This is a genomic window from Chromobacterium sp. IRSSSOUMB001, from assembly GCF_023507765.1.
Classification (GTDB): Bacteria; Pseudomonadota; Gammaproteobacteria; order Burkholderiales; family Chromobacteriaceae; genus Chromobacterium; species Chromobacterium haemolyticum.
Genome location: NZ_JALCYU010000008.1, coordinates 72,369 through 87,316, shown reverse-complemented (window position 1 = coordinate 87,316; position 14,948 = coordinate 72,369). Strand labels below are relative to the sequence as shown.

Here is a 14,948-nt window from a genome sequence, read left to right as displayed (position 1 = left end):
CACGAGGGTAAAACAAAATGATATCTGCCGTTGTTCTGGTCGTGCTGCTGGGCGCGCTGGCGTATTTCCGCGCGCCTGTTCTGGCCTGGACCGTGGGGCTGGCCGCCTGGCTAGCCGCGCTCCAGTTCGTCTTCCATTGCCCTCTGCCGCCGGCAGCCTGGGCTGTTTTCGCGGTGGTCGCCGCCGTTCTCAATCTTCCGCCGCTGCGCCGCGCCGTGTTCACCGGCCCGGTGTTCGGCGTGTTCAAGAAAATCACGCCGGCAATGTCCCAGACCGAGCAGGAAGCCATCAACGCCGGCACGGTATGGTGGGATCGCGACCTGTTCTCCGGCAAGCCGGACTGGAATCGTCTGCTGTCCTTTCCCGATCCCAAGCTGACGCCGGAAGAGCAGGCCTTCATCGATGGCCCCACCGAACAGCTGTGCGCGATGATCGACGACTGGAAGATCACCCACGAGCTGAAGGATCTGCCGCCGGAAGTGTGGCAGTTCATCAAGGACAACGGCTTCCTGGGCATGATCGTCAAGAAGCGGTACGGCGGTCTGGAGTTCTCCAATTACGCCCACGCCAAGGTGGTCACCAAGATCGCCACCCGCGGCGGCACCGCCGCGGTATCGGTGATGGTGCCCAACTCCCTGGGCCCGGGCGAATTGCTGCAGCACTACGGCACCGAGGAGCAGAAGGACTATTACCTGCCGCGCCTGGCCAAGGGCCTGGAAATCCCGTGCTTCGCGCTGACCAGCCCTTATGCGGGTTCGGACGCCGGCAGCATTCCCGACTACGGCATCGTCTGCCGCGGCAGCTACACCCATCCGCGCACCGGCGAACGTTTTGACGATGTGCTCGGCCTGCGCGTCAGCTGGGAAAAGCGCTGGATCACCTTGGCCCCGGTGGCCACCATCCTGGGCCTGGCGTTCAAGATGTACGATCCGGAGCATCTGCTGGGCGATAAGGAAGACCTGGGCATCACTTGCGCGCTGGTCCCCACCGAGCACGAAGGCGTGGCCATCGGCCGGCGCCATTTCCCCGGCGGCGCGGCCTTCATGAATGGTCCGACCTGGGGCAAGGACGTGTTCATTCCGCTGGACTGGATCATCGGCGGCCGCGAGTTCGCCGGCCAGGGTTGGCGCATGCTGGTTGAATGCTTGTCGGTGGGTCGTTGCATCTCCCTGCCGGCGATGTCGGTGGCTTCTGGCAAGATGAGCACCTTCGTCACGGGCGCTTACGCGCGCATCCGCGACCAGTTCGGCCTGCCCATCGGCAAGTTCGAGGGCGTGGACGAGGCGATGGCGCGCATCGGCGGCTACACCTATCAGATGGAAGCCTCTCAGGACTTGGCGCTGACCGGCCTCGATACCGGCGAGAAGCCGTCGGTGCTGTCGGCCATCCTCAAGTACCACAACACCGAGCGCATGCGCAAAGCCATCAACGACGCGATGGACATCCATGGCGGCAAGGCCGTGGTGCTGGGGCCGCGCAACTACCTGGCGCGCGCCTATCAGGCGATTCCAATCGGCATCACCGTGGAAGGCGCCAACATCCTGACCCGTTCGATGATCATTTACGGCCAGGGCGCGATCCGCTGCCATCCCTTCGTGCTGCGCGAGATGAAGGCGGCGATGGCCAATGACGGGAAGGAGTTCGACGCCGCCATCACCGGTCACATCAACTTTGTGATCAGCAATGTGGTCCGCTCTCTGTGGCTGGGCCTGAGCGGCGCCCGTTTCGCCGGCGCGCCGCGCGGCGGCGAGGTGGGGGTTTACTATCGTCGGTTGACTCGTTTCTCCAGCGCTTTCGCCTTGCTGTCCGATATGGCGATGTTCAGCCTGGGCGGCAGCCTGAAATTCCGCGAGAAACTGTCCGCGCGTCTGGGCGACATGCTGTCCGGCCTCTACATCGCCTCCGCCTGCCTGAAGCGCTTCGAGCGCGACGGCGCGCCCAAGGAAGACCTGGCGGTGCTGCAGTGGTCGGTGGAAAACGCCTTGTACGACGTGCAGCAGGCGATGGACGGCTTCCTGGCCAATCTGCCCAGCCGCATGCTGGCGGCGGTGCTGCGCAAGCTGATCTTCCCGTGGGGCCTGACGCTCAAGCCGGCGTCCGATCGCGTCGGCACCCAAGTGGCGCGCGCGATGATGGAGCCGGGCGCAACGCGCGAACGGCTGACGCGCGGCATGTATCTGCCGAAAGAAGAGGGCGACGCCGTGGGCGTGCTGGCCCACGCGCTGGAAGCGGTACTGGCCACCGAGCCGCTGGAGCAAAAGCTGCGCAAACTGGCGCGCGACGGCAAGTTTGTTTCCGTTACCGCGCGAGAGCGCCTGGCGGAAGCCTTGGCGGCCGGTTTGCTTACCCAGGCCGAGTTCGATGCCGTCAGCCGCGCGCGCAAGCTCAAACGCGACGTGATCATGGTGGACGACTTCGACAAGATGCTGGAGCAACATGACGACAAGCTGCTGCAACGCTTGATCTTCTGAGCATAAGGGGTAAGATTTGCCGGGATTCGTCCCGGCATTTCACGCCAGCGGCTGTGATGACGGCCGCTGGCGTGAAATGACGAAAGTCGCCAAAGCCGAGCGACGAACAAGAACAAAGGAGTGAGCATGGACCGCCCTGAAGTCCGGATTCCCACGTTGCGCGTGCGCGCGCTGCCAACCAGCACCAACGCTTACGGCCGAGTCCAGGCCGGTTGGTTGATGAATCAGATCGACATGGCCGGCAGTCTGGACGCCGAGCGTTTGTCGCGCGGCCCGGTGACCACGGTGGCTGTCAATACTTTCCAATTCGCCGCGCCCATCCTGTTGGGCGACGTGGTGGACCTTTATGTGGAACGGCTGCGAATCGGCCAGAAATCCATCACCCTGAAAATCACCGTGGAAGCGGAGCGCATCGACGGCTCGCATGAGGCGATCACTGAGGTGGTCGCCACCTATGTGGCGGTGGGTTGCGATGGAAAATCGCGTCTTTTGGGCGATATTTAGCCTATTTCAATGCTTTTTTGCGTGCTTGTTGCAGAAATGTCTCATTAAACGTTTGTTTGGAACAAACACTCCAAAACCTTGTGGAATTGCTCTAATTCTCTGGTAGCATCAAATATGACCAGTGCTTGTTATTGGTCGTCTAATACCTAAGAACACTTATATATAGCAAAGCCAAAGAGAGAGGGAGAACATGAAACTCAAGCACCTCAGCCTGTCCGTGATGGTCATGGGCGCAACATTCGGTCTAATGTCCACCCAGGCCGTGGCCTCGGGTTATCAGTTTGGTTCGCAGAGCGTGTCCGGCCAGGGCACCGCGCACGCCAACGGCGCCGAGGCCAACGATCCTTCCACCATTTTCAGCAACCCGGCCGGCCTGTCCCGGCTGGAGGGCACGCAGTTTGCCGGCGGTCTTACCTTTGTGGTGCCGCATTCCGAATATACCGACAATGGCTCTACCAATTTTGCCAATCAACCCACCGGAGGTGGTAATGGGGGCTCTTTTGCGCCTTCGGTGGTAGTTGCACCTAACTTTTATCTATCGCACAAGCTAAACGAAAAGATTAATTTAGGTGTGGGTGTCTTTGTTCCGTATGGTGCCAAGTTAGATTATGACAGTGGCTGGGCGGGGCGTTATGCCTTGCAGAACGTAGATCTCAAGTCCTTCAATATTAATCCAAGCATGTCATTCAAGTTGGATGACCGCCATGCATTTGGTTTTGGTATTTCGGCTCAGTACCTTGACGCGACTTTGCAGCAGGCTGCGGATGTGCGTACAGGAATTGGTCAGTTGTTGGCTGGCGCGAATGGAATGAATCCCAATGTCGTTGGTGGTGCATTGGTGCAGGGGCAGCTTAATGCCTTGGGCGTGTCTGGGGATGGGACTGCTCGAATCTCCGGTGACGACTGGGGCTTTGGCTGGAACATCGGTTATATGTTTACTCTGGATGAGAATACCCGATTCGGCCTTGCTTATCGCTCAGCGATCAAGCAGAAGCTAGAAGGAACGGCGGATTGGGATTTTTCTAATGTGAAGGGTAACTTAGCTGGGCTCGGCATTCCCAATCTTCAGGCTTATTTGAGCTCAAAAAAGCACCCTGATACAAGTGCAACTGTGGATGTTACGACTCCGGAGACCGCGTCGGCTAACTTCTTCCACCAGTTGAATCCGAAGTGGGCGGTGATGGGCGATGTGACCTGGGTGGCCAATTCGCAAATGAAGGATATCGTTATTAAGCAGGGTACGGTGAATGGCGTATCTCAGGGAGATATCACAATTCATCAGAACTGGCGTGACACCTGGCGCGTGTCCCTAGGTGCCAACTACCTGTACAACGATGCCTGGCTGTTCCGTGGCGGCGTGGCTTGGGAGCAGTCGCCGTTGAAGTCCGATAATGATCGTCATCCTGCTATCCCGGATAGCGATCGTCTGTGGTTGTCGCTGGGCGCCAACTACAAGATCAACAAGCAAAGCTCGGTCGACGTCGCCTATAGCTTTATCAACTTTGCAAATGCCAATGTGAACTACACTGATGCATGCAGCCCTTCTGGTAACAACGGCGCCTGCACCGGCAACGGCGGCACGGTGAGGGGTAGCTACAAGACCTATCTGCAGTTGATCGGTCTGCAGTACAACTATCGGTTTTAATTGAATCGGCGCCGCAGGGCGCGCGGATTTCCGGTCGGGCGGGCGCGGTGGCGCTCGCCCGGTTTTTGCGTTTGCGGCGCGTCGAGCTTTCCGCTTGTTTTCTCCCTCTATTTTTCCATGCACCCCCTGTTTTTTTGCCCAAATTGGGTTAGACTTATTTGGGAGAAAAGCGAGTGTTTGATATTTTTCAATACAGGCTTTTTCCAGCTGCGCTTGAGCCGCCGCCATAGTGGCTGCCGGCGTGGTTTTTCAGTAGATTGACGGATATCCATCGGCGATAGGGTGATTCCTTCGCCGCCAGGGTTCCGGGCGGGCCGGGCTTTATCATAATCACTTCCCGGCCGGTCAGTTGTGCCGGCTGCAGCGGCGGCGCGCCGCCGACTCAGCGCAAGGACGAACAACGCCCGTCCTTGAAGCAGGCTGAGCAGGCGAGAGGGGCCTGTCTCATGTTGTGTTTCAACAAAACGAGGAAACCATGTCTCAAACCAAGTTCAACGTACGCAAGGTAGCCGTGCTAGGCGCTGGCGTGATGGGGGCTCAAATCGCCGCTCATCTGGTGAATGCCAAAGTTCCGACCATCCTGTTCGATCTGCCGGCCAAGGAAGGCGACAAGAACGGCATCGTGCTCAAGGCGCTGGAAGGCTTGAAAAAGCAGAAGCCGGCCCCCTTGGCCAACAAGGATGCCGTCAACCACATTCAGCCGGCCAACTACGACGACCACCTGCACCTCTTGAAGGATTGCGACCTGGTGATCGAAGCCATCGCTGAACGCATGGACTGGAAGGCGGACCTGTACCACAAAGTGGCACCGCACCTGGGCGAGCACACCATTTTCGCCACCAATACTTCCGGCTTGTCGATCAACACGCTGGCGCAAAGCTGCCCGGACAATGTGCGTCCGCGTTTCTGCGGCGTGCACTTCTTCAATCCGCCGCGCTATATGCACCTGGTGGAAATCATCCCCTGCCTGACCTCGGACGCGCACATTCTGGATAATCTGGAGCGCTTCCTGGTGTCCAGCCTGGGCAAGGGTGTGGTGCGCGCCAAGGATACTCCCAACTTCGTCGCCAACCGCATCGGCGTATTCTCGATGCTGGCCACCATCGCCAACGCCGACAAGTTCGGCATTCGCTTCGACGTGGTGGACGATCTGACCGGTCCGCGCCTGGGCCGTCCCAAGTCGGCCACTTTCCGCACCGCCGACGTGGTGGGCCTGGACACCTTCGCCCACGTGGTTAAAACCATGCAGGACACCCTGCCGCAAGATCCGTGGCACGGTCTGTTCCAGACTCCGGAATGGATGCAGAAGCTGATCGCCGCCGGCGCGCTGGGCGCCAAGACCAAGGCCGGCATCTATAAAAAAGACGGCAAGCGCATGCTGGTGCTGGACCCGGCCAAGGGCGAATACGTTGGCTCCGGCGAGAAGGGCGACGACGCGGTCAAGGAAATCTTGAAGATCGCCAACCCGGCGGAAAAATTCCAGAAACTGCGCGAGAGCAGCCATCCGCAGGCGCAATTCCTGTGGGCATGTTTCCGCGATGTGTTCCATTACATCTCCCATCATCTGGCCGATATCGCCAACTGCGCGCGCGACGTTGACTTCGCCATCCGCTGGGGCTTCGGCTGGAGCGTGGGCCCGTTCGAGACCTGGCAGGCCGCCGGCTGGCAGCAAGTGGCCAAGTGGCTGGACGAGGACGTGAAAGCCGGCAAGGCGCTGAGCGCCGCCGCGCTGCCGGCCTGGGTATTGCAGGGAGACCGCGCCGGCGTGCATTTCGCCGAAGGTTCCTTCGACCCTGCCGGCAACACGCTGGTGGGCCGCTCCGCGCTGGACGTGTACCAGCGTCAACTGGCGCCGGCCAAGGTGCTGGGCGAGGTGTCGGCTCCGCTGGGTGAGACCGTGTTCGAGAACGAGGGCGTGCGCGCCTTCACCACCGGCGACGAGGTCCTGGTGGTGTCGTTCAAATCCAAGGCGCATGCCATCGGCCCGGCTGTGATCGAAGGCCTGAATAAAGCCATCGACATCGCCGAAGACCGCTTCAAGGGCCTGGTGATCTGGCAGACCGAGGAGCCGTTCTCCGTCGGCGCCGACCTGCAGTCTATGATGCCGGCTTTCATGATGGGCGATTGGGACGCGATCGACGCTACGGTGCGCCGCTTCCAGGAAACCTCGATGCGCCTGCGCTACTGCCAGGTGCCGACGGTGGCCGCTACCCAGGGCTATGTGTTTGGCGGCGGTTGCGAGTTCGCGATGCACTGCGACAAGACCGTGGCGGCGCTGGAGTCCTACGTTGGTCTGGTGGAAGTCGGCGTCGGCCTGCTGCCGGGCGGCGGCGGCTGCAAGGAGTTCGCTCTGCGTGCCGCGCAAGAAGCGCGTGGCGATGTGTTGGCCGCATTGAAGGATTACTTCATGGCCATCGCCACCGCCAAAGTGGCCACCAGCGGCTTCGAGGCGCAGGAAATCGGCTTTTTCCGCAACGGCGACCCAGTGGTGTTCAACGCCTACGAGCTGTTGCACGTGGCCAAGCAGCAGGCGATCGCGCTGGCCGAAGCTGGCTATCGCCCGCCGCTCAAGGTCAAGGGCTTCCCGGTGGCCGGCCGCAGCGGCGCTGCGTCGGTCAAGGGCCAGTTGGTGAATATGCTGGAAGGCAACTTCATTTCCAAGCATGACTTCTTCATCGCCGGCCTGATCGCTGACGTGATGACCGGCGGCGATGTCGAGGCGGGCACTCTGGTCAACGAGCAATGGATTCTGGACCTGGAGCGCAAGGCCTTCATGACCTTGCTGAAAAACTCCAAGACCCAGGACCGCATCGCCAATATGTTGACCACCGGCAAGCCGCTGCGCAACTAAGTGCTTGGGGACGATTCTGCTGCGCGAGCCGATATCGAATGCTGTGATGCTCGCCGTACCCCATGTACGGCTGCGCTTCTCGCTTCGATCTCGGCCCGCTCGCGACGAATCCTCCCGCAAGCGCGGTCAATAGCCAGATGAAAGGCCGCTTGATCGCCGCAAAGCCGATCAGGCGACCGACAGGAGAATCGAAAATGAGCAAACAAGTACAAGAAGCTTACATCGTCGCCGCCACCCGCACGCCGGTGGGCAAGGCTCCGCGCGGCATGATGCGTCATGTGCGCCCGGACGATATGCTGGCGCACGTGATTACCGGCGCGCTGGCCCAAGTGCCGAATCTGGACCCGAAACTGATTTCCGACTGCGTGGTGGGTTGCGCCTTCCCGGAAGCGGAGCAGGGTCTGAACATGGCGCGTATCGGCGTGCTGTTGGCCGGTCTGCCCAATACCGTGGGCGGTATTACGATTAACCGTTACTGCTCGTCCGGCATCAACGCCGTGCAGATGGCCGCCGACCGCATCCGCTTGGGCGAGGCCGACGTGGTGATCGCCGCGGGAGCCGAGTCGATGTCTCTGGTGCCGATGATGGGCAACAAGGTGTCGTTGAACCCGGAAATCTTCGCCAAGGACGAAAACTACGGCATTGCTTACGGTATGGGTCTGACCGCCGAGAAAGTGGCGCAGCAGTGGGGCGTGTCGCGTGAAGATCAGGACGCGTTCGCTGTGGAGTCGCACCGTCGCGCGCTGGCCGCGATTGACGGTGGTAAGTTCAAGAGCGAGATTACTCCGCTGGAGGCGACGTATCGCACGCCCAACCTGGAAACCGGCGAAGTGGCCGTTAAAACCCGAGTTCTGGACACCGACGAAGGTCCGCGTCGCGAGACCACGCTGGAGGGCCTTGCCAAGCTGAAGACAGTGTTCGACGCCAAGGGCTCGGTCACCGCCGGCAACTCTTCGCAGATGTCCGACGGCGCCGGCGCGGTGATTCTGGTGTCCGAGCGCGTGCTCAAGGAGTTCAAGCTGACGCCGCTGGGTCGCTATGTCACTTTCGCGGTCAAGGGTGTGCCGCCGGAAATCATGGGCATTGGCCCGAAAGAGGCGATTCCCGCCGCTTTGAACCAGGCCGGTTTGAAGCAGGACGATCTGAAGTGGATTGAACTGAACGAGGCGTTTGCGGCTCAGGCTTTGGCGGTGATCCGTGACCTGGAGCTGGATACTTCCAAGGTGAATCCGCACGGTGGCGCCATCGCACTGGGCCATCCGCTGGGCGCCACCGGCGCTATCCGCACCGCCACCTTGGTGCATGGCATGCGCGACGCCGGCCAGAAGGGCTATGGCATGGTGACCATGTGCATCGGCACCGGCATGGGCGCCGCCGGGATCATTGAAGTGCTGTAAGCAGGATTTACCCGCTTAAAAAACCGGCTTGCAATCGCAAGCCGGTTTTTTATTGAGTGCCGTCGGGCGGCGGGCGAGGCTTAATCCACTTTGGACAGGGTGTCGAAGTCGCTGTGGCTGCAGTCTTCGTATTCGTGCTGCGGGGCTTTGAGGCGGATCTGGTAGGACTTGCCTTGCGCCGCCAGCACCAGTTGCTTGTCCGGCTGCGTTAGCGCCTTGGGCATCAGAAAGTAGCGTTGGCCTTTGCGGGAGTTGGGCTGGGTGATGTAGATGGCGGTGGAGGGCGGAGAGTCCGAGTGCTCCGGATCCAGCAGCGATACGCCGACGGGATTTTGTCCCAGGATTTCTATGCCTACCTTGGTGCCGTTGCTCTGGCGCAGGATGCGGCGGATCACACCCAGCAGTTGAGGGTGGTTGTCCGCTTTGACCAGGATGACGCGGCCGATGGCCAGTTGCTCAACCGCCTTGCCGATGAAGGTGAGGCCCATGCCGGTGGAGCTGATGTCGTTGATGCGCCAGTCGCTTGCGCGCTCGGTATCCTGTGTTGGCACGTCCTGAACCTTGACCTGATAGGCGACGCGTTCAAAGCCGATGCTGACATGGGCGTTGGACGCGTGAAGGGAACGTTCGGACTTGCGTAGTGACTTGCCGCCGTCGGTAGACCAGCGAATGGCCAGTTTTTCGCATAGAATGGCCCATTCCTCGCGTTCCAGGTTGCCGTCCATGGCCTCCAGAGCGGGAGGGGTGCGTCTGTCCAGGTCAAACATCAGATCCGCCAGCCGGCTGGTGATTTCGTAAGCGGACCAATAGCGGTGCCATTTGCCAGCCATGCCGCGCAGCATGGCCTGCGGTGGTTCGGGCATCGACAGGTTGTACACGAAAATAGGTTCTTCCACCGGAGGTTGCTTGTCTAGCGGAATGCCCTGGCTCAGCATCATCAGCAATTGGTCGACCGCGACGATTTCCTTGTGCAGCATATTGTCGGTCTGCGCAAGGAACAGCATTCCGGCCTGAATCAGCAACTGCTCGCAGCTGAATTCATCCGGACTGTTCAGATAAAGCTTGATAGGCTGCCGGGAAAAGCCGCTTTCCTCCGCCTGGCTGAAAAAGCGGAAACCGTTTTGCCACGCCGCGCCTTCCGGCTTCAGATAGCGCAGCGAATTCCAGGCGATCAGCCGCATCTGATGATGCAGGCCGCGGATGGTGACGATGCGGATTTCGTCTTCCGGCACCGCGTTGGGGTGGCTTTTATACAGCCGCAGGCAGATTTGATAGGCGGTGGACAGTTCGTGCCAATAGGCCAGAATGGTGGGAAGATAGCCTTTGCTGCCGCCTTTGGACTGTAAATAGTCCTGGCACAGCTGACGGTGGATATTGTTGGCCTTGTCGTCGACGTAGACCAAGGTTTTGACGCGCTCTTTCAGCGATATCTCGGTGTCGGTATTGATTTTGGCGACGGCTTTGATGATTTCCACTAGGGCGCCGAAATACTCGGCTTCAGGCAGGTCGCGCACTAATAGGGTTGCGGACTGCGCCACTTCGGAGGCAGTCGTGTTTTTGTTCAGTAGGGAACTGACAAGTGATTTGAAGTCAAACATTTAGCCCGGCTTTATAGGAAATTATGTTTTCATTGGCATATCGCTATATCTTACGCCACGCGCAGGCGTGGGTGAAACGGTAATTCTCATTATTTACCCATATGCTTACAAATAACAATCGCAGGAATCGGCGACAGTCGCTGGCTGCGCTGCTGTTGCTCGGGGTTTTGTCGCAAACGGCTAGGGCGGACGGCACGGAAGAGCTTGGCGTTTATCCGCCGCAGGGCGTGGGTTTGGTGTTGGGCGGCGGCGGCGCGCGGGGCTTTGCCCACCTGGGCGTGCTGAAGGAGTTGGAGCGTTTGCGGATTCCCATCACCTGTATCGCGGGAACCAGCGCCGGAGCCCTGATTGGTGGTATTTATGCAAATGGCTTGCCTTTGGCTCAGATGGAGCACGAGTTCGACGCCGCTGATTGGGACGCCTTGTTGTCCGGCAAGCCGACGCGGGCGGACGTGCCGTACGACCGCAAGCGCGATGATTACAAGAACTATCTGGACATCACCTTCGGTCTGAAAAAAGACGGGCTGAAAGTGCCGCGCAGTGCGATCAACTCGCAGGAAATCGAGCTGTACATCCATAAGCTGACCCGTGACCGCGTGGTGGGCAGTTTCGATCAGCTTCCCATCCCGTTCCGCGCCGTTGCCACAAATCTGGCAACCGGTGAGCCGGTGGTGTTTTCCCAAGGCTCGCTGGCGCGAGCGCTGCGTGCCAGCATGGCGGTGCCGGGATTGTTCGATCTGATCGAGGATGACGAGGGCCGCTTGCTGGTGGACGGCGGTTTGGCGCGCAATCTGCCTATTCAGGATGTTAAAGGCCGTTGCGCGGACCGGGTGATCGTTGTGGATGTGTCCACGCCGCTGATGAAGGCGAAAGAGATCAACAGCCTGTTCGACGTGGTGGCGCAGACCTCCAATCTGATGGTCAGCCGCAACGCCAAGGAACAACTGCGCAAGCTGGACAAGCGCGATCTGGTGATCAAGCCGGATCTGAGTGGCTATACCTCGGCCTCCTTCAGCGAACACCAAGCCATCACTCAGCGAGGGGAGGAGGCGGCCAAGGCGCTGGCCAAGCAGTTGTCGGCCTATTCGGTATCCGAAGAGGAGTACGCGGCGTGGAAACGCCGGCTGGTACGGCCGCATTTCCCCTTGATCGACAAAATCCAGGTGGAGGGCAAGCCCGGTCAGTTCACCAAGCCGGAGCAATTGGCCAAATCGCTGGCCTTCTCCTCTGTGGTGGAGCCGATCAGCAGCGCCCAGTCCCGCTTGCGCGGCGTGTTCGCCGGAGGCGATTACGACCGGCTGACCTACCGCGTGGACAATGTGTCCGGCCGCAATGTGATGACGGTGTCGCCGCTGGAACGCAGCATTGGCCCTAACTTCCTGCGTTTTGGCTTGAACCTGAACAGCGCGACGCCGGGCGAGAGCAATTTCAACTTTTTGGCCTCGCATGAATGGCGCAACGCCAACAGCGCCGGCGGCGCCTGGCGCAACGATGCGTCCATAGGCCAGAACAAGCTGTTCAAGACCGAGTGGTACCAGCCGCTGTACGAGGGCAGCCCGGTATTCGGCGCCGCGTCCTTGGGCTATCGACAGGACTTTCTGCCGATTTATAACGCTGACCATTCGTTGAACACGGAGTGGAATAATGATGTGGGCAGCGTGCGTCTGGATGGCGGCGTGGCTTTGGGGCAGTACGGCGAATGGCGGATTGGCGCGTACCGGGACGATAATCACTTCGGTTCGAGAGTATCTTGGTTTCCCGGCTTCGTGCCGTCAAACTTTCGGGATACCGGGGTGGGCACCAGCCTGATAGTCGACCAGTTCGACAACCCGCGCTGGCCGCGCTCCGGCTACTTCTTCAGTGGCCGGTTGACCAAGAGCATTCCGTCCTGGGGAAGCGATGTCAATCTGACCAGTTACAATACGACCTTGGAGTACGCCAAGACGCTGGGCAGCATCACAATAAGGTTGAGCGCCAAGAACAAGGGAGCTTTGAATCTCAAGGACAGAGAGGATACTCAGACCTTGCCCAGATCGCTGGGCGGCTTTTTGAACCTGAGCGGTTATCAGGAATCCGAACTGATCGGCGATCGCTCGTCTCTTTTCCGCTCCATGCTGTATTGGCGAGCGTCCAGCCTGCCGTCCGCCATTGGATCTGGCGTTTACGCTGGCATCTCGATGGAGCTAGGCAAGATTTGGGGCCGAGTGCGGGCTGAAGATTTAACGTCGCAAGATACTAACTGGATCCCCGCCGGCTCGGTTTTCCTGGCCGCGGATACCATTATCGGGCCGTTCTTCGTCGGCGTCGGCACAGCGAGGGGCGGCAAGCCCACTGCCTATCTGTACTTGGGTTCCGACTACTGAACGAAATCCGAGCTGAGCTTGGGCAAACCAAAAACGCTATATGGCTGCAGCCATATAGCGTTTTTTATTGGCTGCTGTTTGTTTAGTCAGCTGATTTCTAATCTTTTGGACGGTTGAATTTTTAAGTTGTTGTATTTTCTGTTGTTGATATGTGACGTAAAAATACAAACGTTTGAATAATTCTGGTGTTTTCAGCAGCTTTCCCCTATTAACAATCTTGGGCATGCAAATAAGAGCAAATACTCAGCCCGTATTTCATCGACTAGAGGAGAAACACCATGAAGAAGTTGCTTCACGGAGCATTGCTGTGTCTGGGACTATGGCTGCCGCTGTCCGTGGCTTACGCCGCTGGCGGCTATACCCAGACCCGCTATCCCATCGTGCTGGTGCATGGTTTGTTCGGCTTCGGCCAATTGCTGGGAGTGGATTACTTCTACCAAGTGCCGGCGGCTTTGCGTTCAGACGGCGCGCAGGTGTTCGTGGCCGAAGTGTCCGTGCTGAACAGCAACGAGGCTCGCGGAGAGCAGTTGTTGCAGCAGGTGCAAAAAATCATTGCCATTACCGGCGCCGCCAAGGTCAACTTGATCGGGCATAGCCAGGGCGCGCCAACGGCACGCTACGTGGCTGGGGTGAGGCCGGACCTGGTGGCATCGGTTACATCGGTGGGCGGCGTCAACAAGGGGTCGGTGGTGGCCGACATCGTACGAGGCGTGGCGCCTTCGGGCTCGGTGTCCGAGGCCGTGGCGGTTGCCGTGGCGAAGGCTTTGGGCACGGTCATTCAGTTCTTCGCCGGTACTTCAGGCCAGCCGCAATATCCGGTGGGCGCCTTGGATTCCTTGACCACCGCGGGCTCCGCCGCTTTTAGCGCCAAATTCCCGCAAGGGGTCCCGGCCAGCGCTTGCGGCGAGGGGGATTACCAGGTCAACGGCATCCGTTATTACTCTTGGACCGGCTCGGCCACCGTCACCAATATTCTGGACCCGCTATCGGTGCCGATGGGGGTGCTGGGCCTGGCTTTTGGTTCCACGCCCACCGATGGCCTGGTCAGCGCTTGCTCGGCGCGGCTGGGGCAGGTGATCCGCGACAATTACCGGATGAACCATATGAATGAGATCAACCAGAGTTTCGGCCTGGTCAGCTTGTTCGAGGTCAGTCCGGTGAGTTTGTATCGGCAACAGGCCAACCGCTTGAAGAATACGGGGCTATGATGCGGCGCGCCTGGGTAGGCTGGGCTTGCGCGTTGTTGTTGGGCGGGCTGGTCTGGCTGGGGCGGCCTGGCGCTGATGAGGCGGCGGCCCAGGCCGGCGGCTCCGCGCCGCAGGCGGCGCCGTCGTTGCGCGGCACTCAGGTCGACGGCCGGGCGAGCGCGGAGGCGAGCGGGGCGCTGAGGGTGGACGCGGAACTGAGACGCTTGTTCGATTACCAATTGGCGGCGTTGGGGGAGCGAGATCTGCCCGCGGTCCGCAAGGCGGTGCAACAGGCCTTGCAGGCGCAATTGAACGGAGCGGCCCTGAAGCAGGCGCTGGAGTTGTTCGACCGCTATGTCGCCTATCGTCGTGCTTTGAGCGATGGCAAGGCGGCGGCGGGCGGCGTGGCCGAGCGTTTGCAGCAGATGAGGGCGCTGCGTTTGCAGTTCCTGTCGGAGAGGGAAGTGGCCGGCTTGTTTGGAGAGGAAGACGTTTACGACGACTTCACCGTCAAACGGTTGCGCATTGCCGCCGACGTCAGCCTGAGCGCCGAGCAGAAAGCCGCGCGGCTCAAGGCCTTGGAGGCGGGCTTGCCGGCTGATCTGCGCGCGGCGCGCTTGGAACCGGTCAAGCACTTGACCTTGGCCGAGGCGGAGGAGGCTTTGCGGAAGAAGGGCGGCGGCGAACAGGAGCTGTACGCCTTGCGCGCCGGCATGGTGGGCCAGGCCGCCGCCGATCGTTTGTCGCAGTTGGATCGCGAGCAAGCTCAGTGGCAGTCCAGGGTGGAAGCTTACCGCTTAGAGGCGCAGCGCTTGCAAACGGTTGCCGGTTTGGACGCCGCGCAGAGGCGGCAGGCCTTGGCTGGCTGGCGCGCCCAGCGCTTCAATCCGCAGGAGCAATTGCGGCTGGACGCTATCGTCCCGCCGCAATAG

The 14,948-nt window shown here is 60.1% G+C and carries 9 protein-coding genes; 8 read left to right on the top strand and 1 reads right to left on the bottom strand.

All coding sequences use genetic code 11. From position 1 onward, the window contains the following. Positions 1 to 17: 17 nt before the first annotated feature. From MOV80_RS12465 to MOV80_RS12445, 5 genes are all read left to right on the top strand, one after another. Positions 18 to 2,471 carry an acyl-CoA dehydrogenase gene (locus tag MOV80_RS12465; RefSeq protein WP_118267789.1) on the top strand — a complete coding sequence of 818 codons (2,454 nt, stop codon included), beginning with the start codon at positions 18 to 20 and terminating at the stop codon, positions 2,469 to 2,471. 126 nt (positions 2,472 to 2,597) lie between these two features. After that, entirely contained in the window at positions 2,598 to 2,975 is a 378-nt protein-coding gene (locus MOV80_RS12460; RefSeq protein WP_107732606.1) for a hotdog domain-containing protein, read from the top strand. A 190-nt stretch (positions 2,976 to 3,165) separates the two neighbouring features. Then, complete coding sequence (locus tag MOV80_RS12455; RefSeq protein WP_043590578.1) at positions 3,166 to 4,620, top strand: OmpP1/FadL family transporter; 1,455 nt, start codon at positions 3,166 to 3,168, stop codon at positions 4,618 to 4,620. A 475-nt stretch (positions 4,621 to 5,095) separates the two neighbouring features. Next, on the top strand, positions 5,096 to 7,471 hold the full coding sequence (locus tag MOV80_RS12450; protein ID WP_019102935.1) for a 3-hydroxyacyl-CoA dehydrogenase/enoyl-CoA hydratase family protein: 2,376 nt from the start codon (positions 5,096 to 5,098) through the stop codon (positions 7,469 to 7,471). A gap of 194 nt (positions 7,472 to 7,665) precedes the next feature. Further along, complete coding sequence (locus MOV80_RS12445) at positions 7,666 to 8,868, top strand: acetyl-CoA C-acyltransferase (RefSeq protein WP_019102934.1); 1,203 nt, start codon at positions 7,666 to 7,668, stop codon at positions 8,866 to 8,868. An 80-nt stretch (positions 8,869 to 8,948) separates the two neighbouring features. Here MOV80_RS12445 and MOV80_RS12440 read toward each other — a convergent pair whose 3' ends face one another. Beyond that, a complete protein-coding gene (locus tag MOV80_RS12440; RefSeq protein ID WP_232060394.1) occupies positions 8,949 to 10,406 on the bottom strand; it encodes a PilZ domain-containing protein in 1,458 nt (485 codons plus the stop codon). Between the two features lie 161 nt (positions 10,407 to 10,567). Here MOV80_RS12440 and MOV80_RS12435 point away from each other — a divergent pair, with 161 nt between their 5' ends. The 3 genes from MOV80_RS12435 (at position 10,568) to MOV80_RS12425 (ending at position 14,948) form a co-directional block, all read left to right on the top strand. Further along, positions 10,568 to 12,829 carry a patatin-like phospholipase family protein gene (locus MOV80_RS12435; RefSeq protein ID WP_249605146.1) on the top strand — a complete coding sequence of 754 codons (2,262 nt, stop codon included), beginning with the start codon at positions 10,568 to 10,570 and terminating at the stop codon, positions 12,827 to 12,829. A gap of 278 nt (positions 12,830 to 13,107) precedes the next feature. After that, a complete protein-coding gene (locus tag MOV80_RS12430) occupies positions 13,108 to 14,037 on the top strand; it encodes a triacylglycerol lipase (RefSeq protein ID WP_019102223.1) in 930 nt (309 codons plus the stop codon). Beyond that, on the top strand, positions 14,034 to 14,948 hold the full coding sequence (locus MOV80_RS12425) for a lipase secretion chaperone (RefSeq protein ID WP_019102224.1): 915 nt from the start codon (positions 14,034 to 14,036) through the stop codon (positions 14,946 to 14,948). The genes MOV80_RS12430 and MOV80_RS12425 overlap by 4 nt, the downstream gene beginning before the upstream one ends.